The following is a 26,728-nucleotide window of genomic DNA, read 5'->3' as shown; positions in this document are numbered from 1 at the left end:
CGACAGCGCGTCGCGGAACCTCAGGGACGCGGCTCCTCAGCCGACGAGCCGCTCGTGCCGCGCGATCGCGGACTGATCCGTGAGGGACGCCACCTGGTCGACGATCACCCGGCGGCGGGCCGCGTCATCCGCCGCCTCCGTCCAGTCGGCCCCGAAGGTCGCGTCGAGCTCGGCCGCGCCGGACGACCACAGGGCGTCCGCGAGCTCCGTGAGGATTCCGCGCTGCCGGGCGTACAGTGGCTGGCGCGCGTTCGTCGACATGACGTTCGCGGCGACGATGCCCTTGAGCACGGCGATCTCGGCGCGGGTCTCCCCCGGCACCTCGACGTCGGCGCCGAACCGGCTCAGGCTGCCGGTCGGATGCGCGGCGCGCGTCGCCGACACCGCCGAACGGGCGAAGCGGCCGATCAGCTGGCTGGTGAGGTTCTTGAGGCGCGCGAGCGAGGCGCGTCCGCCGTCCCACTCGTCCACCCAGTACGGCTGGCTGTCGAGCCGGTCGAACGCGGCGATGAGCTCATCGTGCGTCACCTCGCCGCCGATCCAGTCGAACATCGAGCTCACCAGCTCGTCGTGGTCCACGCGGGCGCCGAGCGCGCGCACGTCGAGGAAGCCGCCGACGACCGCGTCCTCGAAGTCGTGCACCGAGTAGGCGATGTCGTCGCTGAGGTCCATGACCTGCGCCTCGATGCAGCGGACGCCCGCCGGCGCGTCCGCACGCAGCCAGTCGAAGACCTCGACGTCGTCGTCGTAGAAGCCGAACTTGCGGCGCCCGGACGGGTCGGGCACGCCCGAGCTCTCGGGCCACGGGTACTTGCAGCTCGCGTCGAGGCTCGCGCGAGTGAGGTTCAGGCCGAGCGACCGGTCGCCGTCGAGCACCTTCGGCTCGAGCCGCGTCAGCAGCCGCAGCGTCTGCGCGTTGCCCTCGAACCCGCCGATCGGCGACGCCCACTCGTTGAGCGCGCGCTCGCCGTTGTGGCCGAACGGCGGATGCCCGAGATCGTGGGCGAGGCAGGCGGTGTCGACGACATCCGGATCGAGCCCCAGGTTGTCCGCCAGCTCGCGGCCGACCTGCGCCACCTCGAGCGAGTGCGTGAGCCGGTTGCGCGCGAAGTCGAGCCCCGCGGTCGGGCTGAGCACCTGGGTCTTCGCCGCCAGGCGGCGCAGGGAGGCCGAGTGCAGCACGCGGGCGCGGTCGCGCGCGAAGTCGCTGCGGCGCGACGAGTGCTCCTCCGGATGCCGGCGCTCGGCATCCGCGGGTCCGTAGCCGGCGGGCAGGGTCCACCCGGCGGTGCTGCGCTCCCCCACGCTCAGCCGCCGCTGTGGTGCAGCTCGGCCGCGACCAGCTCGTCGCGGAAGGCGGCGTCGAGCTCGCGGCTCTCCAGCCAGCGGTCGGGCAGGCTCGGGTTCTTCGGACTGCCGGCGCGACCTCGCTGCCCCTCGGCGTCGACCCCCGGGTACGGCTGGTCGCCGTCCATGCGCGCGAGCAGGTCGTCGATCTCCTGCAGGCTCGACGACGAGGCGAGCGCGGCCCGCAGCTCCCCGCCGACCGCGTAGCCCTTGAAGTACCAGGCGACGTGCTTGCGGATGTCGCGGCAGGCCCGGTTCTCGTCGTCGAAGAACTCGACGAGCAGCTCCGCGTGCCGGCGGAACGCCGCAGCGACCTCGCCGAGGGTCGGCTCGGCCTTCAGCCCGCCGCCGGTGAACGCGGCATGCAGGTCGCCGAACAGCCAGGGCTTGCCGAGGCAGCCGCGGCCGACGACGACGCCGTCGCAGCCGGTCTCGTCCATCATCCGCACGGCGTCGGCGGCACTCCAGATGTCGCCGTTGCCGAGCACCGGGACGCCGTCGATCGCCTCCTTCAGCGTCGCGATGGCGCTCCAGTCGGCGTGGCCGGAGTAGAACTCGCTCGCCGTGCGGGCGTGCAGCGCGATGCTCGCGACCCCCGCGCCGGCGGCGATGCGCGCGGCCTCGAGGTACGTCAGGTGGTCGGGGTCGATGCCCTTGCGCATCTTCACCGTCAGCGGCAGGTCGCCCGCCGCCTCGACCGCGTTCTCGACGATCCCGCGGAACAGGTCGAGCTTCCACGGCAGCGCCGCGCCGCCGCCCTTGCGGGTGACCTTCGGTACGGGGCATCCGAAGTTGAGGTCGATGTGGTCGGCGCGGTCCTCGGCGACGAGCATCGTCACCGCCTCGCGGACGGTCGTCGGGTCGACGCCGTAGAGCTGGATGCTGCGGGTCGTCTCGGACTCGTGGTGGCGGATGAGCCGCATGCTCTCGGGCGTGCGCTCCACCAGGGCGCGGCTCGTGATCATCTCGCTGACGTAGAGGCCCGCGCCGTACTCGCGGCAGAGGCGGCGGAACGCGGTGTTCGTGATGCCGGCCATCGGGGCCAGCACGACCGGGACGTCGAGGTCGAGGCCGCCGATGCGGAGGGCCCGGGCGGGTGCGGGAGCAGCGGCGGTGGGCATGCCGGCAGCAGCATCCGGCGAAGCGGTGCGGGAGGCGGCGAGAATGGACATCGCCGCCCATTCTCGCAGAGGTCGGCGGGCGCGGCCGGGCATCGGCCGCCTCGGTGGAGAGATGGGGACGGGCGGATGACGGGATCGGGCGCGGATCGCGTGCGGGCGGATGCGGCGGCGCGCGGCATCCCGATCGAGATCGTCGAGCGGGCCGCGGCGGCGTCGCTCGAGGAGGCCGCCCGCGTGCAGGGCATCGAGCCGCGCGACATCGTGAAGACGCTCGTGGTGAAGCGGCACGACGGCACGTTCCTGTTCGCGCTCGTGCCCGGCGACCGGCAGATCTCGTGGGCGAAGCTGCGCGCGGTGGTCGGCGTCAACAAGCTGCGGCTGCCGGAGGCGCACGTCGCCCTCGAGGCGACCGGCTACGAGCGGGGCACGATCACCCCGTTCGGCTCGAGTACGGCGTGGCCGGTGTTCGCGGACTCCACGGTTCCGGGACGTCGCATCGCCATGGGCGCCGGGGAGCACGGGCGCTCGCTGTTCGCGGATGCCGACGAGGTCGTCCGGGGATTCGATGCCGTGGTCGCCGACATCACCGAGCCGCTGGCTGCCCGGGAAGGGTAGGAGCGGGGGCGCTCGCGAGGGGTGAGGGTCGGCGCCGCTCGGGGTGGGCTTGGCGCTCCGGGAGTTGCGAGGTGCGACCCGTGCGGTCCCGGTTTCGGAAACTCAGGAGTTCCGGCGAGGGCGGAACGCCGCAGCCCGCTGAACGCACGACCCGACACGTCGACTCCTGAGTTTCCGACTGCCGAGCCGGGATGCCTGCACTCGCGGCTCGAGCCGCGCCGCGCCGCGCACGGGGCCTCAGACCCGGTCGTCGTCCAACCGGCGCGCGACGATCGCGTGCTCGGGGTGCTCCGGGATGATGCAGACGTCGCCGTCGCACACGGCGGCATCCGCCGAGCCGAGCATCGTCAGCGGGGCGGGGAGGTTCTCGGTCACGCGGCGCTCTCCTTCATGGTGCGGAGCTGTTCGAGCACATTGCCGAACGTCGCGGTCTCCTGCGCGCCGGACACGCCGTATTCGCCCTCGAACACGAAGAACGGCACGCCCTGGATGCCGTACTCGGCCGCCTGCGCCACATCCGCCTTCACGTCGGCGAGGTGGCGGTGGTCCTCGAGCGCAGCCAGCGCCTCGGCACGGTCGAGCCCGACCTCGGCCGCGAGATCCGCGAGGTCCTCGGCGCGGCCGACGTGCCGGCCCTCGACGAAGTACCCCGCGAGGAGGCGCTCCTTCAATTCGAGCTGGAGGCCGTGCGACTTCGCGAAGTGCAGCAGCTCGTGCGCGAGCACCGTGTTCGTCTGGTGGATGTCGTCGTAGTGGTAGTCGAGCCCGACCGCGGTGGCGATGCCGGTGACGCGCTCGATCATCTGGGTCGCCTGGTCGCGGCTGATGCCCTTCCGCTCGCTGAGGTAGTCGATCGGCGTGCCCTCGAAGTCGACCGGGGTGTCGGGAGCCAGCTCGAACGAGTGGTACTCGACCTCGACCTCGCCGTCGAACGCGGCGACGGCCGCCTCGAACTTGCGCTTGCCGATGTAGCACCAGGGGCACTGCACGTCGGACCAGATGTCGACCTTGATGGGGGCGTTGCTCACGCGGGTCTCAACCGCGGGGCGCGGCGCGGGTATTCCCGGGGGCCCCGGTCGGGTGGTCGCCGCGGGACGGTCCACGGGAGCTCGCGGCGAGGTCGCACGCAGGCGGAGTCGACCGGGGACGGTGCGCGCGGGGGTGGCGTCGGAAACTCAGGAGCGGCGCGAGCACAGCCCCGAGACGGCGGGCGCGCGCGGGACCGGCGCCACGCGGACTCCTGAGTTTCCCGACCTGGGACCAGGAGGCTCCGCGCGCGCAACGCCGCGTGCAGAGCTTCCATGAGCAGCGGCCAGCGATCGCGTATCCCGCTCGCGGACAACCGGAGGGCGTGGATGCCCGCGGACGTGATCTCGAGATCCTTCTCGCGGTCCCGCTCGAATGACGACTCGTGGACGCTCCGTCCGTCCACCTCGATCGCGACCGTCCCGTCGACGACGAGGTCCACCGGTCCCGGACGGAGCAGGGTGACCTGCGTCGCCACGTCATGCCCCGCGAGCCGCAACCGGGTCCGGGCGACCGATTCCAGCGGGCTCTCGGACGCGGGATCCACCAGAGCACGGAGGATCCGCAGCCGACGCGGGAGTCGGGCGAGCACGAGCTCCAGGTCGATCCGATCGACTCGTCCGGCGCGCAGTGCCCAGTCGAAGGCGACGACCGTCGTCTCCAGCGACTCGTCCAGGGCGACCCGCACCAGCGCGTCCTGGATCGGCGCGATCGTGGCCACTCCGGGCGACCGCGTCGGCGCATCCGTCCAATGCACGCGGACCGATCGATCACGGGCGGCGAGCCGTGGGCGGCGCCGCCCGCGATTCGCGGCGCGGAGTCGGGCGTCCCCGGACCGTACAGCGACGCGCAGCGACGTCGAGGCAGCCCAGTCCCACGCACCGAGTCGACGGAGCGCCGACATCCCGGTGAGCACCCCTCCGACGCGGACCGCGAGCAGCTCCGGGTCATCCGCGGCTCGCGTGCTGTACCAGCCGTTGCGGGCGCGGATCAGCACACGGGCTCGCACCGCGGCGGTCAGCGCCCGCTCGGAGGCTCCGGCCGCGAGCAGCTCACGGGTGCGGGCGAAGCCGCCGTGCCGCGAGACGTACTCCGCGAGATCCAGGACCACGGATCGAGCGTGCGCGGGGTCGAGGGACCTCAGCGCTCGCGCGGTGCGTGAGGTGGAGAGAACACCGACCCGGGCGTTGTGGAGGAGTCGAGTCAGCTTGTCGCGTTCCGCGCTGCCGGAAACTCAGGAGTCCGCGATCAATGACCACGCGGGAACCGGTGGCGCTGCAGTCGGATAGATCGGCAGTCCTGAGTTTCCGACACCGCCGACACGCCGAGGAGCCCGCCGCCGACCGTGCACCCGCATCCCGAGCGGGCACAGCCCAGCCCAGGCGGGACTACGCCCCGAGCAGCCGCTCGGCCAGGTACCCCTCGAGCCGGTCGAGCCCCACCCGCTCCTGCGACATCGTGTCGCGCTCGCGCACGGTCACGGCCCGGTCCTCGAGGGTGTCGAAGTCGACCGTGACGGCGAACGGCGTGCCGATCTCGTCCTGGCGGCGGTAGCGGCGTCCGATCGCGCCCGCGTCGTCGAAGTCGATCGACCAGTGCTTGCGCAGCGTGTCGGCGAGCTCGCGCGCGACCGGCGAGAGCTGCTCGTTGCGCGACAGCGGGAGCACCGCGGCCTTGATCGGCGAGAGCCGGCGGTCGAGCCGCAGCACGGTGCGGGTGTCGACGCCGCCCTTCGCGTTCGGCGCCTCGTCCTCGGCGTAGGCATCCACTAGGAACGCCATCATCGCGCGCGTCAGGCCGAACGACGGCTCGATCACGTAGGGGATGTACCGCTCGCCGGTGGCCTGGTCGAAGTAGCGGAGGTCCTCCCCCGACGCCGTCTGATGGTTCGTGAGGTCGAAGTCCGTGCGGTTCGCGACGCCCATGAGCTCGCCCCACCCGTCGCCGGACGCGAACCCGAACTCGTACTCGAGGTCCGCGGTCGCGGTCGAGTAGTGGGCGCGCTCGCCGTCCGGCACATCCAGGCGGCGCAGCTTCTCCGGGTTCAGTCCGAGGTCGGTGAACCACGCGACGCTGTCCGCGATCCACTTCTCGTACCACTCGTCGGCCTCGGCCGGCGGGGTGAAGAACTCGATCTCCATCTGCTCGAATTCGCGCGTACGGAAGATGAAGTTGCCCGGCGTGATCTCGTTGCGGAACGCCTTGCCGATCTGCCCGATGCCGAACGGCGGCTTCTTGCGGCTCGTCTGCACCACCGTCGGGAAGTCGACGAAGATGCCCTGCGCGGTCTCCGGACGGAGGTAGTGCAGCCCCTCCTCGTTGTCGACCGGGCCGAGGTAGGTCTTCATGAGGCCCGAGAACTGCTGCGGCTCGGTCCACTGGCCGCGCGTGCCGCAGTTCGGGCAGGTGATCTCGGCGAGGCCGCCCTCGGGCGCACGGTTCTTCTTCGCCTCGAACGCCTCGACCAGGTGATCGGCGCGGAAGCGGCGGTGGCAGTGCAGGCACTCCACCAGCGGATCGGTGAAGGTCGCGACGTGACCGGAGGCCTCCCACACCTTCGTCGGCAGGATGACGGCCGAGTCGAGGCCCACCATGTCGGCGCGTCCGCGCACGAACGTCTGCCACCACTGGCGGCGGATGTTCTCCTTCAGCTCGACGCCGAGCGGCCCGTAGTCCCACGCGGAGCGCGACCCGCCGTAGATCTCGCCGGACTGGAACACGAAGCCTCGGCGCTTCGCGAGCGAGATGACGGAATCAAGGACGGAGGCGGCCAAGAGTGAGCTCCCGGGGTCGGACCGGCGCTGCGGCGAGGGCTGCGGCGGCGGTCGGTGGTGCGGAACTCCCAGCCTAGCCGCGGCGCGGGGGTCGGAAACTCAGGAGGATCGGCGGCGGGGTCGGGGAATCGCGGGGTCGATCGGCTCTGGCTGGCCCGCGAGTCCAGAGTTTCCGACACCGCGCCGTCGACCGGATCAGCCCAGACCCGGAACTCGACCACCGCGACACGGGCCCGACCAGGCAGGACCAGCCATCACTCCATGGCGCGGAGCACGGCCTCCACGTCGGACAGGTCGTTCCACACATGGAAGCTCGCGCGCAGCCGACCGGCGCGGCCCGAGACCCGGATGCCGGCCGCGATCAGCCGCTGCAGGTCGTCCCCGGTGGCGTCGGGCCAGGTCACGATCGCCTGGTGCTGCTGCGCGATGCCGAGCCCGTCGCAGAGCGCGTCGCCGAGGCCGGACGTGTGCGTCCACACCTCGTCGAGGTCGAGCGACGCGAACAGCCCGATCGACTGCTCCGCGCCGATCCACGCCTGCCACGCCGGCGACACGTCGAACCGCCGGGCGTCGGAGCTCAGCGTCATCGCCGGCCCGTACGTGCTCCGCCACACGTCGGCGCCCGCATACCAGCCCGCCTGGAGGGGGCGGAGGCGGTCCGACATCCGCTCGCTCAGCGTCAGGAAGGCGACCCCGCGCGGCGCGCAGAGCCACTTGTAGGTGTGGCAGACGGTCGCGTCGTACCGCGATGCGTCGACCGGATGCACGCCGGCCGCCTGCGTGAGGTCGCAGAGCGTGAGCGCGCCGGTGCGCGCCGCGGCCTCAACGATGTCCGCATCCGCCGCGAGCACGCCCGTGGCCGACTGGACGAACGACCAGCCGACGAGCCAGGTCCGCTCGTCGACGGCCTCCGCCAGCGCGGGCAGCGGCACGGTCACGACCTCGAGGTCGCCGCGCGCCTGGAACGGGAACATGATCGAGGAGAAGTCGCCGTCCGGCAGCAGGATGCGCGCGCCGGCCGGTGCGGCCGCGGCGATCAGCGACGCGAGCACGGAGGTCTGCGACCCGATCGCGACGCGCTCGGGCCCGACGCGGACGAGGGAGGCGTAGGAGCCGCGGGTCCGGTCGATCACCGGGTCGTAGCCCTGCGGATCGCGGTCGGCGGCCGCCCAGGCGGTGAGATCGGCCGTCAGGGCCTCGACCGCGCACCGCGGCGGCAGCCCGATGGAGGCGACCGCGAGATAGCCGCGCGGCTCGCCGAACTCGGCGGCGGCGTCCTCGCGTGAGCGGAAAGCCGATGCGGTGGCGGACCCCGATGCGGTGGCGGACCCCGATGCGGCGGCGGACCCCGATGCGGTGGTGTCCGCCGACCCGGTGGCGGTCTCGGACCTCGTGGCGATCATGCGGCCAGCATCCGCTCTCGTCATCCATGCGACAAGGGCATGTATTCGATGGAATGCATAACGTACCGTGACCTCATGGAACCGGAGATCGATCTGCACTCGGTGCGCATCGTCCGCGCGATCGCCGAGCACGGCACGATCAGCGCCGCCGCCCGCGCCCTCGGCTACAGCCAGCCCGCCATCAGCCAGCACCTGCGCCGGGCGGAGGCGCGGATCGGCGCGCCGCTCGTCGTGCGGTCAGGGCGCGGCGTCCGCCTGACGGAGCCCGGGATGGTGCTCGCACGGCATGCCGTCGCGATCACGAGCGCGTTCGACGCGGCCGGCGGTGAGCTCGCCGAGCTCGTCGGGATGCGGACCGGGTCCGTGCGGCTCGCGGCCTTCCCCACCGCGTCGTCCACGATCGTGCCGCGGCTGCTGCGCCGGCTGCGGGACACGCATCCCGGCCTCACGGTCGGCTACGTCGAGGCTGAGCCCCCGGAGGCGCTCGGGATGCTGCGCGACGGCGTCGTCGACGCCGCGATCACGTTCCAGTACCCGGGCGACCGGGCCGATCCGCACCGCGACGGCGCCATGCTCGAGACGGTCCCGCTGTTCACTGAGCCGGTCGTCGTCGCCCTCCCGAGCGCGCATCCGCTCGTGGCCGGGGTGCTGGGCTACGGCGGCGGGGATGAGCGTGCCGAGCGCGACCGTGTCGAGCGCGACCGGCGCGAGACGGACAGGCCCGACCGTGGCGTCCATCGCGGTGACGGCCGTGACGCCGGCCTCGGCGCGATCGCCGCGGACCCGGTCGCGCTCGCGGACCTCGCGGAGGACTCCTGGATCGCCGGATGCCCGCTCTGCCGCGGCCATCTGCTCGCGGCCTGCCTCGCCGTCGGCGTGGACCCCCGGATCGAGCTCGAGACGGACAACGCGATCGCCGTGCTCAACCTGGTGGCGTCCGACCTCGGGGTGGCGCTGCTCCCCCGGCTCGCGCTCGCGACGGCGCCGATCCCGCCGGGCGCGACGGTGCGTGCCACGACCCCCTCCAGCGACCGGAGCATCCAGGTTGTCGTGCAGGCCGGTGCGCGCCGGGTCCCCTCGATCGCGGCGGCGCTCGCGGCGATCCGCGGGATCGACGGAGCGGACTGGGGGCTCGTCGCGGTCTGAGGTGGCGACGTTCCTGAACCCGGGTCGGTCGGGCGCTCCCGCGTCGGAAACTCAGGACTTCGCGTGGCCGTTCGCAGCGGAGTGCTCACGGGGCGCGCGGCCGGTCGCGGGACTCCTGAGTTTCCCGACAGCGGGGCCGCGCCGCCGGCACTCCAGCACGCACCCTGGCGCACGCTTCCGGAGCCCACCTCCGGCGCCCATCCCGAGCGCAGGACCCGTCGCGGTTGAAGCCGACGCGACCTCACCGCCCGAGCGCCGCGACCCGCTCCACGGCCGCGACCGTCCGCGCGGCCACCTCGGCCCCGAGCCCGGCCTCCGCATCGCGCCCGAGCGTGAAGCGGATCGCGGACCGCGCGTCCGCCTCGGAGTACCCCATGGCGAGCAGAACGGCGGAGGGCTCATCGCGTCCCGCGGCGCACGCCGATCCCGCGGACCCGATGAGCCCGCCGCGCTCGAGTTCGAGCAGCACCGCCTCGCCCGACAGCCCGGGGAGCACGAACGACGCCGTGCCGGGCAGCCGGTGCTCCACCGACCCGGTGACGCGGATTCCCGGCACGGTCGCCCGCGCCCCGTCCACGACCTCTCGGAGCAGGACGTCGCGCTCCGCGGTGACACGGGACGGGATGCCGGCGCGCCGCTCCGACTCGGACTCGGCCACCGCGACGGCCAGCCCGACCGCGCCGGCCACATCCTCGGTGCCGCTGCGTCGCCCGCGCTCCTGACCGCCGCCCGCGACCACCGGCTCGAGCGGCACGCCGGCGCGCACGATCAGCGCGCCGACGCCCTTCGGCGCACCGAGCTTGTGCCCGGAGATGCTCAGCGCGTCGACGCCGAGCTCGGCGAGCCCGACGGGCAGCCAGCCGGCCGACTGCACCGCGTCCGTGTGCACCAGCGAGCCTGCCTCGTGCGCGATCGCCGCCAGTGCGCGGATGTCCTGCACCGTCCCGGTCTCGTTGCCGCCGTGCTGGATGCTGACGAGCGCCGTGTCCGGGCGCAGCGCCCCGGCCAGCTCGTCAGCGGACACCATTCCGTCGCGATCCACCCCCAGGACGGTCAGCTCGGCGCCGTGCAGCCGCACCAGCTGCTCGGCGGACTCCAGCACCGCCTCGTGCTCCACCGCCGACACGATGAGGTGCCGGCCGCGACGCGAGGCGAGCACGATGCCCTTCAGCGCGAGGTTGTCCGCCTCCGTCCCGCCGGACGTGACGACGACCTCCGAGGCCCGGGCGCCGAAGGCCGAGCCGATGCGCCGGTGCGCATCGTCCAGCGCGGCGGCGGCCCGGCGGCCCGGATCGTGCGTGCTCGACGGGTTGCCGAACTCGCCGGTCAGGTACGGCCACATCGCCTCGAGCGCGCTCCGGCGCACGGGCGAGGTCGCCGCGTGATCGAGGTAGCGGACGCTCACGCGCCGTCCGCCTCCAGGCGGATGTCGAGCCCGAGATCGAGCGACCGGACGCTGTGCGTCAGGGCCCCGACGGAGATCACGTCGACGCCGCTCTCCGCGATGGCGCGGACCGTGCCGAGATCCACGCCCCCGCTCGCCTCGACGATCGCACGGCCGGCGACGATCGCGACGCCCTCGCGCAGCATCGCGGCGTCGAAGTTGTCGAGCATGATCGTGTCGACACCGGCGGACACGACCGGCTCGATCTGCTCGAGCGCGTCGACCTCCACCTCGACGTGCACGGTGTGGCCGACCCGCTCGCGCAGCGCGCGCACGGAGTCGTGCAGGTCGAGGCCCTGCGCTCGGAGCACCGCGAGGTGGTTGTCCTTCGCCAGGACGGCGTCGCTCAGCGAGAAGCGGTGGTTGCGTCCACCGCCCGACCGCACCGCGTGCCGCTCCAGGATGCGGAGCCCCGGCGTGGTCTTGCGGGTGTCGACGATGTGCGCGCCGGTCCCCTCGACCGCCTCGACGAAGCGCGCGGTGAGCGTTGCGATGCCGGACATCCGCTGCACGAGGTTCAGCCCGATCCGCTCGGCCCGGAGGAGCGAGCGAGCGCGTCCGCTCCCGGTGGCGAGCACGGCGCCGGCTCCGAAGCGGTCGCCGTCGGACGACAGCAGGTCGACGCGGACGTCCGGATCGACGAGCTCGAGCACCCGGCGGAAGACCTCGATGCCGCTGAGCACGCCCGGCTCCCGCGCGGCCAGCACGACCTGCGCGGTCGCCTCCGCCGGGATGAGCGCCTCCGAGGTGACGTCGCCCCAGGGCGCGTCCTCGGCGAGGGCGCGGCGGATGATGTCGTCGACCTGCGTGGTGCCGAGGGTCGAGGTGGTGATGACGGTCACGCGACGGCGCTCCTGGTGTGCTCGGGCTCGGAGTCGAGCCGGGGGTCGGGTCCGCGGTCGGCGGGTACTCGATCGGCGGGGCCGCGCTCGGCGGAGCCCCGCTCGGCGGGGTCGCGGTCGGCGGGGCTGAGGCTCGCGGAGGCGGCGGACGACCGCCAGCGGATCGGGTGCGCGAGCGCGGGATCGACGGAGGGGAAGTCCGTGCGGGCATGGGCGCCGCGGGACTCGGTGCGCGCGAGTGCGGCCGCGACGACCGCGATCGCGAGCTCGTGGAGCGCGCGGGACTCGATGCCGGCGATCCCGACCTCGGGCTCGGGTGTGGTGCTGAGGAGCACGTCGAGCGCGACCGCGAGGCCCTCGGCATCGCGGTGGAGACCGGCGTGCCGCCACATGAGGTCCTGGAGGTCCGTGCGGGAGAGCGTGCGCGACGAGGGCCTCGCGACGGGGAGGGTGCGGGTGGCGGGCGCGGGAAACTCAGGACTCCCGTGCGTCGGGCGCCGAGATCCTCGACGCGGATGCCCGTGCTCGCGTCGAGACTCCTGAGTTTCCGACATCGCGGGCGCGGGCGCCCCCTCGAGCACCACCCCGTCGAGCCCGACGCCGTCGAGCCCGACGCCCTCGAGCGCAGACGCGTCAAGCCCCACCCCGTCGAGCGCCGCCGCGACCCGCGCCGCGAAGACCGCGCCCTCGAGCAGCGAGTTCGACGCGAGCCGGTTCGCGCCATGGACCCCCGTGCGCGCGCACTCCCCCACGGCCCACAGGCCGAGGAGGCTGGTGCGGCCGTCGAGGTCGGTGACGATCCCGCCCATCCCGTAGTGCGCGGCTGGGGTGACCGGCACGGGCTCGCGCGTCCAGTCGAAGCCGTGCGCGCGGGTCAGTGCGGTGAGACCAGGGAACCGTCCGAGCAGCTCGGCGCCGAGCCCGGTCGCGTCGAGTAGCACCGGCTCGCCGTCCTGCGCGGCCATCGCATCCGCGATCGCTCGGGCGACGACGTCGCGCGGCGCGAGCTCGGCATCCGGGTGCGCGTCGACCAGAAACCGCCGTCCGGTCCGATCCCGCAGCACGGCGCCCTCGCCGCGGACGGCCTCCGAGATGAGCGGCGTACCCGGAACGGCCAGCGCGGTCGGGTGGAACTGCTGGAACTCGAGATCCGCCACGACGGCGCCGGCCCGCAGGGCGGCGGCGATGCCGTCGCCGGTCGCACCGGGCGCGTTCGTCGTGTGGCGGTACAGCCGGCCGGCGCCGCCCGTGGCGAGCACCACCGCGTCCGCCGGCAGTGCGCTCGTGCCGCCGTCCGCGTCCATCAGCCGCGCGCCGATGACGCGGCCGTGCTCCACGATCAGGTCCTCGAGCGCGAGCCCCTCGCGCAGCTCGATCCCGGCGCCGCGCACCGCGTCGAGCAGCGTCCGCTCGATGGCGCGCCCCGTCGCGTCGCCGTCGGCGTGGACGATCCGCGCCCGCGAGTGCGCAGCCTCCGTGCCGAGAGCCAGCTCGGCGCCGGCCCGGTCGAACGGGACGCCGAGCGCCGCCAGCTCCCGCACGCGCTCGGGCCCGTCGTGCGTCAGCACGGCGACGGCGAGCGGATCGGCGCCGCCGGCCGCGGCGCGCATCGTGTCGGCCGCGTGGAGCTCCGGCGCGTCCCCAGCGTCGAGCGCGGCGGCCACCCCGCCCTGCGCGAACGCGGTCGAGCCGTCGTCTGCCGCGCCCTTCGTCACGATCGTCACGTCGTGCCGCCGCGCGGCGTGCAGCGCGGTCGTCAGCCCGGCGATGCCGGATCCGATCACGAGGACGCGCACGATCAGGCTCCGGCTCCGGCTCCGGCGCCGGGTGCGGTGGCGCTGCTGTTCCGCGGCACGGCGGCGAGCATCCGCTCGAGCGCGACGCGCGCATCCGCGGCCTCGTCCTCCGGCACGCTGACGACGTTCGGCGCGCGGCCTGCGACGAGCTCCTCGAGCACCCAGGCGAGGTAGCCGGGGTGGATGCGGTACATGGTCGAGCACGGGCAGACGACGGGATCGAGGCAGAAGATCGTGTGCTGCGGGAACTCGTCCGCGAGTCGGTTCACCATGTTGATCTCGGTGCCGATCGCGAAGGTCGTCGGCTCGGTCGCGGCCGCGACGGCCTTGCGGATGTGGTCGGTCGAGCCCGCCTCGTCCGCCGCGTCGACGACGGCCATCGGGCACTCCGGGTGGACGATCACGCGCACGCCGGGGTGCTCGGCGCGGGCGGCGTCGATCTGCTCGACCGTGAAGCGGCGGTGCACCGAGCAGAACCCGTGCCAGAGGATCACGCGCGCGTCGAGCAGCTCGTCGCCGGTCGAGCCGCCGAGCGGCTTGCGCGGGTTCCACATCGGCATGCGGTCGAGCGGCACGCCCATCCGCTTGGCAGTGTTGCGTCCGAGGTGCTGGTCCGGGAAGAACAGCACCCGCTGCCCGCGGCGGAACGCGTCCTCGAGCACGGTCTCGGCGTTCGACGAGGTGCAGACGACGCCGCCGTGCCGGCCGCAGAACGCCTTGAGGGCGGCCGCGGAGTTCATGTAGGTGACCGGGATGACGGGCACCCGGCCGTCGGCATCCGGCTCCGTGCCGTACAGCGCCTCGAGCTGCGCCCAGCAGTCCTCGACGCTGTCGATGTCGGCCATGTCGGCCATCGAGCAGCCCGCGGCCAGGTTCGGCAGGATGACGCGCTGGTCGTCGCGGGCCAGCACGTCCGCGGTCTCGGCCATGAAGTGCACGCCGCAGAACACGATCGTCTCGGCCTCCGGCACCGTCAGCGCCGCCTTGGCGAGCTGGTACGAGTCGCCGAGGAAGTCCGCGTGCTTCACGACCTCGTCGCGCTGATAGAAGTGCCCGAGCACGACGACGCGGTCGCCGAGGGTCGCCTTCGCGGCCACGATGCGGGCGTCGAGCTCCTCATCGGAGGCGTCGCGGTACTCCTTCGGCAGCTCGCCCTGCCGCGGCGCGCCGACGGGGATGACGTCGCCCATCGACGAGCCCGGCCCGTACCCGGGCACGGTGTCGAAGTCCCACGGCCCCTGCGCGAGATCGGGGGTGCAGGCCTCGCCGGGGGCGGACGTGATCAGCAGTTCGACGGAGGGCATGACGCTCGGTGCTCCTAGCTCGAGGGGGCGAGCGGGCCGTTGTCGACCAGCTCGATGTCGGTGTCGTAGCGGTAGATCATCGGGGGGCGGTGGCGCCCTCCGGTGCGGTGCTCGCCGGTCGGCACGAGCGTGCCGGAGGCCTCGACCTGACGACGGAAGTTCGCCGGGTCGAGCGAGCGGCCGAGGACGGCCTCGTGCACCTCGCGGAGCTCCGCGAGGGTGAACGTCAGGCCGAGGAAGGCCTGCGCGATGCGGGAGTACTCCATCTTCGTGCGCAGCCGCCAGAGGGCGTAGCGCACGATCAGCTCGTGGTCGAAGGCGAGGTCGGGGAGGTCGTCAGCGGGCACCCAGCGCACGTTGTCGTCCTCGACCGCCGCGTCCGCGAGGTCGGGCCGGATGAGCGCCCAGTAGACGACCGAGACGACGCGGCCCGTCGGCGACCGGTCCGGCTCGCCGAAGGCGTAGAGCTGCTCGAGGTACGCGGGCGCGACGCCGGTCGTCTCGAGCAGGGTGCGCGCGGCGCCCGCCGCGAGGGCCTCGTCGTTCCGGGCCCAGCCACCGGGCAGCGACCAGCGGCCCTGGAACGGCTCGCTGAGACGGCGGACGAGCGGCAGCGAGACGCGCGGACGGTCGCCCCCCGGCGCCGGACGCAGCGCGAAGATCACCGTGGAGACGGCGAGGTCGATGCCGGCCATGGCTCCTCCGCTCCGGTGCTCGGTCGTGCGATGTGCTGCTGGGCGCCGGACATCCGGCGGTGGGGCCTCCGAGTTCGTGTCTCGGCGACCTGAACAGAGCATACACCTTCGTGTCGCCATGACACGAACCCGCGGCGTAGCATCGGCTCATGCTCGGACCGGCCGATCCGCTCCCCCTGCGTCCGCGGCGCATCCTGGTCTGCGGCGTGACCGGATCCGGCAAGTCGACGTTCTCATCCGAGCTGGCGGGCGTGCTCGGCGTGCCGTACACGGAGATCGACTCTCTGTACCACGGCCCGAACTGGGTGCCGCGGCCGCAGTTCGTCGATGAGGTGGACGAGCTCGTCGCCGGGGACGCCTGGGTCACGGAGTGGCAGTACCGCGTCGTACGCGAGCGCCTGCTGGAGCGCGCCGAGCTGCTGGTCTGGCTCGACTACCCGTTCCGCGTCACGCTCGGGCGGCTCGTGCGCCGCACCGTGCGCCGGCGCGTGCGGCGCGAGGTGCTCTGGCACGGCAACGTGGAGCCGCCGCTGCGCACGTTCTTCACGGAGCCGGATGAGCACATCGTCCGCTGGGCCCTGGCGACCCGGGACAAGTATCGGGAGCGCGTGCCGCTCGTCGAGGAGCACCGGCCCGAGCTGCCCATCGTGCGGCTCGCCACGCCGCACGACGCGGACGAGTGGCTGCGCCGGGTCGTGCGCGGGGAGCTGCTGCCCCGGGGGTGAGCCGGGGTGTTGCTGTGCCGGGCTCCGTGTCGGTGTCGGTGTCGGTGTCGGTGCTGGCGTCGGCGCTGGTGCTCGTGTCGGTGCTGATGTCGGCGCTGGTGCACGTTTCGGTGCTGGTGTCGGGAAACTCAGGAGCTCTGCGCGGCGTCACCCGAGACCCCGCGGACGCGCGCGCTCGGGCAGCGCGGGAGTCCTGAGTTTCCGACATCGGGACACGACACCCGAGGCCGCACGCGACGCCGCCGCGGCGCCCCGACCCGGCCTCGGCCCAGAGCTCACGCCGTCGGCGCGTCCACCGCTCCCCCGAAGCGCCGGTCGCGGTCCGCGTAGATCTGGATCGCATGCCACAGGTCCGTGCGGCGGAAGTCCGGCCAGAGCCGGTCGAGGAACACCATCTCCGCGTACGCCGCCTGCCACGGCATGAAGTTCGACGTGCGCTGCTCGCCGGAGCTGCGGAGGAACAGGTCCACGTCGGGCAGCTCGGGCTGGTAGAGGTGCCGCGCGATCGTCCGCTCGGTGATCCGGTCGGGGCTGAGCCGACCGGATGCGACCTCAGCGGCGATCGAGCGCACCGCATCCTGGATCTCCGTGCGGCCGCCGTAGTTCACGCACATGGTCAGCGTCAGCGTCGAGTTGCCCTCGGTGAGGCGCTCGGCGAACCGCAGCTCGTCGATCACCGACCGCCAGAGCCGCGGACGGCGCCCGGCCCAGCGGATGCGCACGCCCCACTCGTCGAGCTGGTCGCGCCGGCGGTGCAGCACGTCGCGGTTGAAGCCCATGAGGAAGCGGACCTCCTCGGGGCTCCGACGCCAGTTCTCCGTCGAGAACGCGTACACGCTGAGATGCGTCACGCCGACCTGGATGGCGCCGGCCACGACGTCGAGCAGGCTCGCCTCCCCGGCTCGGTGGCCCTCGATGCGCGGGAGGCCGCGCTGGTTCGCCCAGCGGCCGTTGCCGTCCATGACGATCGCCACGTGACCGGGCACCGCGGCTCGCGGCAGCGCCGGCGGGGTGAGCCCGGTCCAGTCGACGGGCACGAAGTCGATCGAGTCGCGGTGCGTCTTCTGGCCCGGCGCGCGCAGCCGGCGCGGGCTCACGCCGGCGTCCGATCGACGTGCTCGAGCGAGCGCAGGCCGCGCTCCATGTGGAACTGGGTGTAGGCGGCGACGATGCCGGAGCCCTGGGCCCGGGTGCGCTCGTCCGCGCCCTCCGCCGCCTCCCAGTCGCCGGCGAGCAGCGCCCCGAGATGCGCGATGACCTCCGGCGCGACGCGCGGCGATCCGGGCGGGGCGGCCGCGTCGCTCACGACGCCGCCGAGCTGCACCACGAAGTGCGTGTGCGGACCCGGCGCACCGGTGACCGCGCAGTCCGAGAAGCTCGGCGCCCATCCCGCGATCGACAGCGCCCGCAGCAGGTACGAGTCGAGCGTGAGCCCGGAGTCGTGCTCGCCGCGCGCGAGCGAGCGCAGCGCGCCGACGAGCAGGAGATAGTGCTGCAGCCCGGCCTCGTGGTCGGTGAGCTTGTCGGCGGCCTCCGCCATCGCGGTCGCCGCCGTGTACCGCCCGTAGTCGTGGGCGATGTCCGCCCCGTACGCGCCGATCGACTCCACCTGCTGCACGATGTCGAGGCTGCGGCCGATGTAGCACTGCACGTCCGCGACCATGAACGGCTCGAGCCGGGCGCCGAACCGCGAGGCCGTACGGCGTACGCCCTTCGCCACGGCGCGGATCTTCCCGTGCTGGCGGCTCAGCATCGTCACGATGCGGTCCGCCTCACCCAGCTTGTGGGTGCGCAGGACGACGACGTCGTCACGGTAGGTCGGCACCGCCCCATCATCCCCCGCGCCCCCGACGATCCGCTGACGCCGCACCCGTCGATCCCCGAGCGGATCCGCAGGCTCTCGCGCGACCGCGGGCGGTAGCGTTGCCGCGATCGAAGGAGCTCCCATGGACGTCGGCCTCCGACAGACCCCGATGGACCCGGCCCGCTACCGGGTCTGGTACCGCGCCGGCATCGGGTCGCTCGTCGTCGGCATCCCGGCGGTCGTCGTCGGCATCGCGCTGACCGTCGCAGGCGGAGGCGGCGCGCCGGTCACCACGGCCATCTGGTACCTCGCGCTCGTCTGCGTGCTCGTGTTCATCGCGAGTTCGGCCATGAAGGCAACGCGCTGGGCGCCGTCCGAGGACGAGATCGCCGCCCTCGCCGAGTCCGGCGGCGCCGGCGAGCGGCAGATGGTCGCGCGCTGGAGGGGCACACCCGACGCCGTGCTCGAGCGTCTGGCGCAGGATGTCGATCCCGACGTCGCCGGCTCCGCGAGCGCCGCGCTGCGCCGACGCGGCCCGCGGCCCTAGCCGGATGCCAGACTGGCGACCATGCAGATCGTGTGGCGCGGCGTCGAGGTCGACGGCCTCGAGCGGCTCAGCCTGACGGACTCCGCCGACGGCATCGAGGCGTCCGGCGTCATCGACTCCGCACGCGGGCGGTACTCCTACGAGGTCGCGCTCGACCGGGACTGGACGTTCCGCACGCTCCACCTCGAGGCCCTCGCCGGCCAGCGGGTGCTCGAGATCGAGCACGGCGCAGAGGGCTGGACCGTCGACGGGCAGCCGCGCGCCGACCTCGCCGGCTGCGTCGACATCGACCTCGCCGTGTCGCCGTTCACGAACACGCTGCCGATCCGGCGCATGGGCGACGAGGACGAGGGCGACTTCGACATGGCCTACGTCTCGTTCCCGGACCTCGAGGTCTACGTCGATCCGCAGCGCTACACCCGCGTCGACGAGGGGGTGTGGCTGTTCGAGTCGCTCGACGGCGACTTCGAGGCGGAGATCACCGTCGACGCGCGCGGGCTCGTCGTCGACTACCCGGGGCTCTTCGAGCGGCTGTGAACGCGGCGTTCACCATCCCGCTCTGGGCCGACCTGCTGGCGGTCGGGGTCGGCAGCCTGCAGGGCGCGCTGTTCGCGGCCGGGTTCCGCGACCGGCGTCTCGACCTGCTCGGCGTCGCGATCATCGGCATCGCGACCGGGTTCGGCGGCGGCATCCTGCGCGACCTGCTGCTCGCCCAGACGCCCGCGGCGCTGCTCAGCGACTGGTACCTGCCGGTCGCGACCGCCGCGGCACTCGTCGGGATGGCGGCCGAGCGGCTGTTCCATCGCCTCCGCGCGCTGCTGGCCGGCCTCGACGCGGTGACGCTCGGCCTGTTCGGCGCGATCGGGACGACGAAGGCGCTGTCGCTCGGGCTCCCGCTCGTGCCCTCGATCTTCCTCGGCGCGGTGTCCGCGGTCGGCGGCTCGATCCTGCGCGACCTCCTGCTCGGGCTGCCGATCGCGCTCATGCAGGTCGGATCGCTCTACGCGGTCGCCGCCATCGCCGGATCCGCCTCGCTCGTCCTCATGGTCGCCCTCGGCGTTCCGGTGCTGGTGGCGGCCGTCGGCTGCGTGGTGCTGACGACCGCGATCCGGGTGCTCGCGGTGCTCTTCCGCTGGACGCTGCCCGAGCAGCGCGCCGTGGCATGGCGGTTCCCCGGGCGTCGCCCGCGCACCTGACCAGCTGGTATCGAGCGCGGTGGTCGGAAACTCAGGAGTCCGCGTCGCTGTTCGTCGCGATCGCGGTGGTGCGTCGGGCCACGTGCGGCGGGAGTCCTGAGTTTCCGACGCTCGCGACGCCAACGCCAACGCCGACGCCGACGCCGCAGCCCGCGCCGCGGACCGGCGCCCTCCACCCGGTCCAGGTCCCGGCCCGGAGGCCGAGCCGCCCCGCCGCAGACACCGGAGGCCCGGACGGATGCTCCGCCCGGGCCTCCGGATACGCGTGACCCGGGTCAGACCGCGGCGAGCTCCCGGTCGTCGGCGCGCGTGCGCACCGCCCGGTTCACCGCGGACACGACCGCCTTGAGCGATGCGGTCGAGATGTCGCCGTCGATGCCGACGCCCCAGAGCCGCACGTCGCCGACCTGCAGCTCGACGTAGGCCGCGGCCAGCGCGTCGCCGCCCTCCGACAGCGTGTGCTCGACGTAGTCGTAGAGCCGGATCTCGTGACCCTGCTCGGCCATGATTCCGAGGAACGCGGCGATGGGTCCGTTGCCGGCGCCGGTCGCCGCCTCCACCTCCTCGCCGATCCGCAGCTCGATGTCCAGTGCGACCGAGCCCGCCAGGTCCGACGCGGTGCGCGTGGACAGCAGCTCGTAGCGGCCCCACTTGTCGTCGGGCTGCGACTCGGGCGCCGGCAGGTACTCGTCGGAGAAGATGCGCCAGATCTGGTCGCTCGTCACCTCGCCGCCCTCGCTGTCGGTCTTCGCCTGCACGACCTGGCTGAACTCGATCTGCAGCCGACGCGGCAGGTCGAGGCTGTGGTCGGTCTTGAGCAGGTACGCGACGCCGCCCTTGCCGGACTGCGAGTTGACGCGGACGACGGCCTCGTAGCCCCGCCCGAGGTCCTTCGGGTCGACGGGCAGGTACGGCACGGCCCACTCGAGCTCGGCGAGCTCCACGCCCTCCGCCTTCGCGCGGATCTCCATCGCCTCGAAGCCCTTCTTGATGGCGTCCTGGTGGGAGCCGGAGAAGGCGGTGTAGACGAGGTCGCCCGCCCAGGGCGAGCGTTCGGGCACGCGGAGCTGGTTGCAGTACTCGGCGGTGCGGCGGATGCCGTCGAGGTCGCTGAAGTCGATCTGCGGGTCGATCCCCTGCGTGAACAGGTTGATGCCGAGCGCGACGAGATCGACGTTGCCGGTGCGCTCGCCGTTGCCGAAGAGGCAGCCCTCGATGCGGTCGGCGCCGGCCTGATAGCCGAGCTCCGCCGCCGCGATCGCGGTGCCGCGGTCGTTGTGCGGATGCAGGCTCAGGATGACGTTCTCGCGGTGGTCGAGGTGCCGCGACATCCACTCGATGGAGTCGGCGTAGACGTTCGGCGTGGCCATCTCGACGGTGGAGGGCAGGTTGATGATGACCTTGCGCTCCGGCGTCGGCACGAGCACGGTCATGACCTTGTTGCAGATCTCGGCGGCGAACTCGAGCTCGGTGCCGGTGTAGCTCTCCGGCGAGTACTCGTAGTACACGGTCGTGCCCGGCACGGTGGCCTCGTACTGCTTGCACCAGTGCGCGCCCTGCAGGGCGATGTCGACGATGCCCTGCTTGTCGGTGCGGAACACGACGTCGCGCTGCAGCACGCTCGTCGAGTTGTAGAGGTGCACGATCGCCTGCTTCGCGCCGGCGATCGACTCGAACGTGCGGGCGATGAGGTGCTCGCGAGCCTGCGTCAGCACCTGGATGACGACGTCATCCGGGATGAGGTCCTCCTCGATCAGCTGCCGAACGAAGTCGAAGTCCGTCTGGCTCGCGCTCGGGAAGCCGACCTCGATCTGCTTGTAGCCCATGCGGACCAGCAGGTCGAACATGGCCCGCTTGCGCTCGGGGCTCATCGGATCGATCAGGGCCTGGTTGCCGTCGCGGAGATCGACCGCGCACCACATGGGCGCCTCGGTGATGGTCTTCGCGGGCCAGGTGCGGTCGGGCAGGTCGGTGGGGAACTGCTCGGCGTACGGGCGGTACCGATGGATCGGCATCCCGGAGGGGCGCTGGGTGTTCTTCATGGTTCTCTTCCTCTGTCACGGACGGGAACAGCCGACGACGGACTCCGCGACGAGGAAGGCCGTTGGATCAGGCCCCGTCGCGGCAGCGAAGAAGAAGCTGGCCGTAGCGCACGATCCGAGGCTACACCCGCCCGCGAGGGCGTCGGAACCCGCTTCGACACCGGCTGACAGCGCACGACAGCACCGTGACAGCGCTCCGGGAGCACGGTGTCCTCATGACCAATGCGATCGAGGCCGAGGGCCTCACCAAGTCGTTCGGCACCACGAAGGCCCTGGCCGGCATCGACCTCGTCGTGCCCGAGGGCCGCGTGCTCGGCGTGCTCGGGCCGAACGGCGCCGGCAAGACCACGGCCGTCCGCATCCTCGCGACCCTGCTGCGCCCCGACTCCGGTACCGCCCGCGTCGGCGGTTTCGACGTCGTGAAGGACGCCGCCGCGGTGCGCCGCACCATCGGCCTCACCGGGCAGTACGCGAGCGTGGACGAGGACCTCACCGGTGTGCAGAACCTCGTGATGATCGGACGCCTGCTGCACCTGCCCGCCCGGGAGGCGAAGCGCCGCGCCGCCGAGCTGCTCGAGGAGTTCGAGCTGACGGATGCCGGCCGCCGCCTCGCGAAGACCTACTCCGGCGGCATGCGCCGCCGCCTCGACCTCGCGGCCTCGCTCGTGGGCCGCCCGAGCGTCGTCTACCTCGACGAGCCGACGACCGGCCTCGACCCGGCGAAGCGCGACGACGTCTGGGACATGGTGCGCGCGCTCACCCGCGCCGGCACCACGGTGCTCCTGACGACCCAGTACCTCGAGGAGGCGGACGCGCTGGCGGAGGACATCACGGTCATCGACCACGGCCGCGTCATCGCGCACGACACCCCGCAGGGCCTGAAGCGACAGGTCGGCGGGCAGACCCTGGAGGTGCGGCCGTCCCGCCTCGAGGACGTGCCGCGGGTGACCGCCCTGCTGGCCCGCCTCGGCCAGCGCGAGCCGGAGCATCCGGCCGCCGACCTCGTCAGCGTCCCGGTCGCGGGCGACGACGCGCTCATGGCCGCCGTGGCGGCCCTCGCCGCGGACGGCATCGGCGTCACCGAGCTGTCACTGCGACTCCCGAGCCTCGACGAGGTCTTCTACTCCCTGACCGGGCACGGCGGCAGCCGCTCGTCCGCCGCCGACGCCGACGCGTCCCCCGAGCTCGAAGGAGCCACCCGATGATCAGCGACACCCTGGTGCTCGCGCGCCGCACCGTCACGAAGATGACGAGAAACCCCGAGCAGTTCCTCGACGTGACGCTGCAGCCGATCATCATGACCGTGCTGTTCGTGTTCATCTTCGGCGGCGCGGTCGCGGGCTCCACCCACGACTACCTGCAGTTCGCGCTGCCGGGCATCCTCGTGCAGACGATCATGTTCACCTCGATGACCATCGGCGTGAACCTCAACACCGACCTCAAGAACGGCGTGTTCGACCGATTCCGGTCGCTGCCGATCGCCCGCTCGGCTCCGCTGTTCGGCGCCGTCGTCGGCGACATCGTGCGCCACTCCATCGCGACCGGGGTGAGCCTGCTGTTCGGCGTGCTGATCGGGTTCCGGTTCCAGACCTCGCCCGCGGAGGTGCTGCTCGCGGTCGTGCTCATGATCGTGTTCGCCGTCAGCCTGTGCTGGGTCTCGGTGTTCATCGGGATGCTGGCGCGGTCGTCCGGCGCGGTGCAGGGGCTGTCGTTCCTCATCACGTTCCCGCTGACGTTCGGCTCGTCGACGTTCGTGCCGGCGAGCACCATGCCCGACTGGCTGCAGGCCTGGGTGCGCGTCAACCCGGTCACGCACGTGATCGAGACGATGCGCGGGCTGCTGCTCGGGCAGCACGCCCTCGCGGCCGGCGAGACCGTCGGCGGCGAGATCCTCTGGACGCTGCTCTCCTGCGTCGTGCTGGTCGCGGTGTTCTTCCCGCTCGCGGCCTGGGCCTACCGCCGCAGGATCTGAGCGAACCGCTCCATCGCCGCACCGCGGCTCAGGGCGGGCGCTCCCTCGGGGGCGCCCGCCCGCTCGAGCTCGCCCGCGATCCGGCGCTCGAGCGGATGCGTCGGATCCGGTGCGCCGCGGAGCGCGCGGGCCACGTGCAGCGCGGTCCGCGCGGTGTCCGGGTCGCCCTCGTCGAGCGCGACCGCGCCGACGCCGAGCGCGACCTCCGCCATGACCGGCTGGTCGTGGCTCTCCTCGGCCTCGGCGACCGCGATCCGGAGCCGCTCGCGTCGGCGCACCGGGTCGCCGGTCACCTCCGCCAGCAGCACCTCGTACAGCGCGCGGAGCTGCGGCGGGAACCACGACGACAGCGCGGACGACTCGCCCTCGCCGAGCAGTCGTCGACCGTCGACCGCGTCCCCCGTCCGCACCGCGAGCGTGCCGGCCACGAGCAGGGCGTAGCGCAGCTGGCTCGCGGAGCCCGACTCGCGGGCGGCGGCGACGAGCAGGTCCGCGCGCTGCCGTGCCTCCTCGGTGCGTCCCAGCCGCGCGAGCAGCTCGATCGCGGCGCCGCGCTGCTGCAGCGTGTCGGGCCCGCGGCTCACGCGCGACAGGTCGGCGGCCGCGGCGTCCGTGAGCTCCAGCGCCTCCTCGAGCCGGCCCTGCAGCATGAGCCAGATCGAGCGCATCTGCCGCGCGATCGCCGAGCCCCAGAGATCGCCGACCGCCGCGAACAGCTCCATGCCGCGGCCGCTCGCCTCGCCGAGCTCGTCCACGTCGCCGCGGTTCTGCGCCATCGCGGCCTGGAACGTCGTCAGCGCCGCGCGCGACCAGTCGGAGAGCGGGCGGCCCTCCGGGATGCGCACCCGTGCGTCCTGGATGCTGCCGCCGGAGCGCAGCGCGGAGGTCATCGCGGCGAACAGCTCCGGCAGGATCGCGAACAGCTCCCCGTCGCGGCCGCGCAGCTCGACGATGAGGTCGTCGATCTCGTCCAGCTCGTCGGCGGTCGGCATCCGCGCCTCGCGCCCGTCGTCCTCGAAGCGCTCGAGCATCATCGTCAGCGCCCGGACGAACAGCCCGGGATCGCTGTCGTCGACCATCGCGAATCCGCGGGTGGCGCGCGCCCACGACACCGCGTCCTCGTTGCGGTCTCGGAGCATCCAGTACCAGCCGCAGCCGGCGGCGAGCCGGAGCGCGAGCGACGGATCGGGATGCTCGACGCTCCAGCGCAGCGCGGCGACGACGTTGTCGTCCTCGGTGTCGAACCACTCGAGCGAGTCCAGCATGTGCGGCCCGCGGAGCAGCACGTCGTGCCGCTCGATCTCGTCGGCGAGCAGGCGGGCCTGGACCTCGCGCACCCGGTCGAGCGCGGCGCGCTCGATCAGCCGCTCCACCCCGTATTCGCGGATCGTCTCGAGCTCCCGGAAGCGCCCGTGCACGCGCTGGAGCAGCGACTTGTCGACGAGCGCGTCGACATCCCCGCGACGCAGGCCGTGCGCCGCCGTCACCCGGTCGGCGTCCGTCACCGCGACGCCGGCCGGGTAGCTCGCCAGCACCGCGAGGGCGTCGCGCTCGCCGTCGCCGAGCAGCTGCCAGCTCCAGTCCACGAGCGCGCGGAGCGTCTGGTGGCGCGGCAGTCCGACCCGGGTCGAGCCCTCGAGCAGCTCGAACCGGCGATCGAGGCCGTCGGCGATCTCGGCCATGGTCAGCGTGCGGGCCTTCGCGGCCGCGAGCTCGAGCGCGAGCGGCAGTCCGTCGAGGCGGTCGCGCACCCGAGCGGCATCCGCCTCCTCCTCGGGATCGAGCCCCCGCCCGCGAGCCGATCGGACGCGCTCGGCGAAGAGCCGCTCGGCGGACGACGGATCGAGCGGGCCGAGCGGCACGAAGGCCTCCCCCGGCACGCCGAGCGGCTCCCGGCTCGTGGCGAGGATGCGCAGCCCGGGCAGCTCGGCGAGGAGCTCGGCCGACAGCTCCGCGGCGCTCGCGATGACGTGCTCGCAGTTGTCGAGCACGAGCACCGTCTCACGGCCGTCGAGGGCGCGCACCGTCTGCGTCACGACGCTCGGCGCCGGCCGTGCCACGTCGCCGGAGGCGCGCAGCTCGCGGCCGATCGCGGTGAGCACCGCGGCCCAGACCTCGTCGGGGCCGGCCGGGGCGAGCTCGACGAGCGTGGCGCCGGACAGCCGGCGCGCGGCCTCCACGGCGAGCCGGGTCTTGCCGGCGCCGCCCGGACCGAGGATGGTGACGAGCCGGCCGCTCCCGAGCTGCGCCGCGATCTGGTCGAGCTCGGCGACGCGGCCCACGAGGCCCGTGATCGGCGCCGGGATGCGCGAGCCCGTCGGGCTCCCCGGACCGGGTGTCGACGCGCTCCCCGACCCGGTCGCGGCCGCAGACCCCGCGAGACGGAGCGCGGCGGCGTGATCCTCCGCGAGGTCCTTGCGCAGCCAGTCGTAGCCGTCGCCGGGCGTCCACGGCTCGCCCGACCAGAGCTCGAGTGCGGCGCGGGCGATCGTCGGGGCGGCGTCGGCGTCCGCCCTCGTCGCACGGACGACCAGGTCCTGGAACCGCGCGACGTCGACGGCGTCCCGCGCGACCTCGAGCCGGTAGCCGCCCGGGGTCGAGGCGAGTGCACCCGGGGGCAGCTGCGTGCGGAGCCGCGAGGCGAGGTTCTGCAGGCTCGCGCGCGGGTTGTCCGGCAGGTCGTCCCAGAGGTCCTCGGCGATCGCGCGGTACGAGACGGCCGTGCCGGGCTCGAGCGCGAGGCGGAACAGGAGCCCGCGCTGCCGGTCGCCGACGACCCCCAGCGGCGCACCCTCGTGGACGACCGCGAAGCCGCCGAACAGCCGGATCTCCACGGGTTCAGCGTAGGACGCGGGGGCGGGATGCCGGGCCGCGCGCGCGGCCGTTCCGTGCCGCGGTGTCGGAAACTCAGGACTTCCCGATCCGGTCG

Annotated in this window: 24 protein-coding genes; 8 read left to right on the top strand and 16 right to left on the bottom strand. The window is 73.2% G+C overall.

Annotated elements, in window-relative coordinates:
• Window positions 1-36: 36 nt before the first annotated feature.
• Together AC1RSJ_RS11750 and dusB are read right to left on the bottom strand one after the other, a co-directional pair.
• Complete coding sequence (locus tag AC1RSJ_RS11750) at window positions 37-1,305, bottom strand: deoxyguanosinetriphosphate triphosphohydrolase (RefSeq protein ID WP_493118571.1); 1,269 nt, start codon at window positions 1,303-1,305, stop codon at window positions 37-39.
• A gap of 2 nt (window positions 1,306-1,307) precedes the next feature.
• Entirely contained in the window at window positions 1,308-2,468 is a 1,161-nt protein-coding gene (dusB, locus tag AC1RSJ_RS11745; protein WP_493118643.1) for a tRNA dihydrouridine synthase DusB, read from the bottom strand.
• 126 nt (window positions 2,469-2,594) lie between these two features.
• Here dusB and AC1RSJ_RS11740 point away from each other — a divergent pair, with 126 nt between their 5' ends.
• Window positions 2,595-3,083 (top strand): aminoacyl-tRNA deacylase, encoded by a 489-nt coding sequence (locus tag AC1RSJ_RS11740; RefSeq protein WP_493118570.1) that lies wholly within the window; start codon window positions 2,595-2,597, stop codon window positions 3,081-3,083.
• Window positions 3,084-3,320: 237 nt separating this feature from the next.
• Here the strand turns inward: AC1RSJ_RS11740 and AC1RSJ_RS11735 are convergent, their stop codons facing one another.
• The 5 genes from AC1RSJ_RS11735 to AC1RSJ_RS11715 all read right to left on the bottom strand — a co-directional run bounded on the left by AC1RSJ_RS11735 (window position 3,321) and on the right by AC1RSJ_RS11715 (window position 8,286).
• Window positions 3,321-3,458 carry a hypothetical protein gene (locus tag AC1RSJ_RS11735; protein WP_493118569.1) on the bottom strand — a complete coding sequence of 46 codons (138 nt, stop codon included), beginning with the start codon at window positions 3,456-3,458 and terminating at the stop codon, window positions 3,321-3,323.
• Window positions 3,455-4,111, bottom strand: coding sequence for a DsbA family oxidoreductase (locus tag AC1RSJ_RS11730; protein ID WP_493118568.1), 657 nt, complete (start codon window positions 4,109-4,111; stop codon window positions 3,455-3,457). Before AC1RSJ_RS11730 ends, AC1RSJ_RS11735 begins: the two co-directional genes overlap by 4 nt.
• A complete protein-coding gene (locus AC1RSJ_RS11725) occupies window positions 4,108-4,830 on the bottom strand; it encodes a putative endonuclease domain-containing protein (protein WP_493118567.1) in 723 nt (240 codons plus the stop codon). Before AC1RSJ_RS11725 ends, AC1RSJ_RS11730 begins: the two co-directional genes overlap by 4 nt.
• A gap of 667 nt (window positions 4,831-5,497) precedes the next feature.
• Window positions 5,498-6,883: a glycine--tRNA ligase gene (locus AC1RSJ_RS11720; protein ID WP_493118566.1), complete on the bottom strand. Its 1,386-nt coding sequence runs from the start codon at window positions 6,881-6,883 to the stop codon at window positions 5,498-5,500.
• 254 nt (window positions 6,884-7,137) lie between these two features.
• Entirely contained in the window at window positions 7,138-8,286 is a 1,149-nt protein-coding gene (locus AC1RSJ_RS11715; protein WP_493118565.1) for an aminotransferase class V-fold PLP-dependent enzyme, read from the bottom strand.
• A gap of 75 nt (window positions 8,287-8,361) precedes the next feature.
• Here AC1RSJ_RS11715 and AC1RSJ_RS11710 point away from each other — a divergent pair, with 75 nt between their 5' ends.
• Complete coding sequence (locus AC1RSJ_RS11710) at window positions 8,362-9,432, top strand: LysR family transcriptional regulator (RefSeq protein ID WP_493118564.1); 1,071 nt, start codon at window positions 8,362-8,364, stop codon at window positions 9,430-9,432.
• A 241-nt stretch (window positions 9,433-9,673) separates the two neighbouring features.
• Here AC1RSJ_RS11710 and AC1RSJ_RS11705 read toward each other — a convergent pair whose 3' ends face one another.
• The 5 genes from AC1RSJ_RS11705 to AC1RSJ_RS11685 are packed head-to-tail and all read right to left on the bottom strand — an operon-like array spanning window position 9,674 to window position 15,513.
• Complete coding sequence (locus tag AC1RSJ_RS11705) at window positions 9,674-10,837, bottom strand: cysteine desulfurase family protein (RefSeq protein ID WP_493118563.1); 1,164 nt, start codon at window positions 10,835-10,837, stop codon at window positions 9,674-9,676.
• Window positions 10,834-11,718: a carboxylating nicotinate-nucleotide diphosphorylase gene (gene nadC / locus AC1RSJ_RS11700; protein WP_493118562.1), complete on the bottom strand. Its 885-nt coding sequence runs from the start codon at window positions 11,716-11,718 to the stop codon at window positions 10,834-10,836. The genes AC1RSJ_RS11705 and nadC overlap by 4 nt, the downstream gene beginning before the upstream one ends.
• Entirely contained in the window at window positions 11,715-13,517 is a 1,803-nt protein-coding gene (locus AC1RSJ_RS11695) for an L-aspartate oxidase (RefSeq protein ID WP_493118642.1), read from the bottom strand. The genes nadC and AC1RSJ_RS11695 overlap by 4 nt, the downstream gene beginning before the upstream one ends.
• Window positions 13,517-14,818 carry a quinolinate synthase NadA gene (nadA, locus tag AC1RSJ_RS11690; RefSeq protein WP_493118561.1) on the bottom strand — a complete coding sequence of 434 codons (1,302 nt, stop codon included), beginning with the start codon at window positions 14,816-14,818 and terminating at the stop codon, window positions 13,517-13,519. Before nadA ends, AC1RSJ_RS11695 begins: the two co-directional genes overlap by 1 nt.
• 14 nt (window positions 14,819-14,832) lie before the next feature.
• Window positions 14,833-15,513, bottom strand: coding sequence for an NUDIX hydrolase (locus AC1RSJ_RS11685; RefSeq protein ID WP_493118560.1), 681 nt, complete (start codon window positions 15,511-15,513; stop codon window positions 14,833-14,835).
• A gap of 149 nt (window positions 15,514-15,662) precedes the next feature.
• On the opposite strand from AC1RSJ_RS11685, the gene AC1RSJ_RS11680 reads away from it, so the two are divergent.
• On the top strand, window positions 15,663-16,238 hold the full coding sequence (locus AC1RSJ_RS11680) for a P-loop NTPase family protein (protein ID WP_493118559.1): 576 nt from the start codon (window positions 15,663-15,665) through the stop codon (window positions 16,236-16,238).
• A 275-nt stretch (window positions 16,239-16,513) separates the two neighbouring features.
• Here AC1RSJ_RS11680 and AC1RSJ_RS11675 read toward each other — a convergent pair whose 3' ends face one another.
• Window positions 16,514-17,335, bottom strand: coding sequence for an isoprenyl transferase (locus tag AC1RSJ_RS11675; protein WP_493118558.1), 822 nt, complete (start codon window positions 17,333-17,335; stop codon window positions 16,514-16,516).
• A complete protein-coding gene (gene recO / locus AC1RSJ_RS11670; protein WP_493118557.1) occupies window positions 17,332-18,063 on the bottom strand; it encodes a DNA repair protein RecO in 732 nt (243 codons plus the stop codon). The genes AC1RSJ_RS11675 and recO overlap by 4 nt, the downstream gene beginning before the upstream one ends.
• A 121-nt stretch (window positions 18,064-18,184) precedes the next feature.
• Between recO and AC1RSJ_RS11665 the strand changes: the two genes are divergently transcribed.
• Genes AC1RSJ_RS11665 through AC1RSJ_RS11655 form a run of 3 tightly spaced genes read left to right on the top strand, consistent with a single transcriptional unit; the run spans window position 18,185 to window position 19,785 of the window.
• Entirely contained in the window at window positions 18,185-18,589 is a 405-nt protein-coding gene (locus tag AC1RSJ_RS11665) for a hypothetical protein (protein WP_493118556.1), read from the top strand.
• Between the two features lie 21 nt (window positions 18,590-18,610).
• On the top strand, window positions 18,611-19,126 hold the full coding sequence (locus AC1RSJ_RS11660; RefSeq protein ID WP_493118555.1) for a putative glycolipid-binding domain-containing protein: 516 nt from the start codon (window positions 18,611-18,613) through the stop codon (window positions 19,124-19,126).
• Entirely contained in the window at window positions 19,123-19,785 is a 663-nt protein-coding gene (locus tag AC1RSJ_RS11655; protein WP_493118554.1) for a trimeric intracellular cation channel family protein, read from the top strand. Before AC1RSJ_RS11660 ends, AC1RSJ_RS11655 begins: the two co-directional genes overlap by 4 nt.
• Window positions 19,786-20,060: 275 nt before the next feature.
• On the opposite strand, the gene leuA is transcribed toward AC1RSJ_RS11655, so the two are convergent.
• Window positions 20,061-21,827, bottom strand: coding sequence for a 2-isopropylmalate synthase (leuA, locus tag AC1RSJ_RS11650; RefSeq protein ID WP_493118553.1), 1,767 nt, complete (start codon window positions 21,825-21,827; stop codon window positions 20,061-20,063).
• Window positions 21,828-22,042: 215 nt separating this feature from the next.
• Between leuA and AC1RSJ_RS11645 the strand changes: the two genes are divergently transcribed.
• A complete protein-coding gene (locus AC1RSJ_RS11645; RefSeq protein WP_493118552.1) occupies window positions 22,043-23,032 on the top strand; it encodes an ATP-binding cassette domain-containing protein in 990 nt (329 codons plus the stop codon).
• Entirely contained in the window at window positions 23,029-23,799 is a 771-nt protein-coding gene (locus tag AC1RSJ_RS11640; protein WP_493118551.1) for an ABC transporter permease, read from the top strand. The genes AC1RSJ_RS11645 and AC1RSJ_RS11640 overlap by 4 nt, the downstream gene beginning before the upstream one ends.
• Here AC1RSJ_RS11640 and AC1RSJ_RS11635 read toward each other — a convergent pair.
• Window positions 23,781-26,633, bottom strand: coding sequence for an ATP-binding protein (locus tag AC1RSJ_RS11635; RefSeq protein WP_493118550.1), 2,853 nt, complete (start codon window positions 26,631-26,633; stop codon window positions 23,781-23,783). The genes AC1RSJ_RS11640 and AC1RSJ_RS11635 overlap by 19 nt on opposite strands.
• Window positions 26,634-26,728: the final 95 nt, after the last annotated feature.

Source organism: Schumannella sp. GW821-FHT10F01, assembly GCF_058809295.1.
The sequence above is the reverse complement of the archived record's forward strand: the minus strand, read 5'-3'. Positions and strand labels throughout refer to the sequence as shown.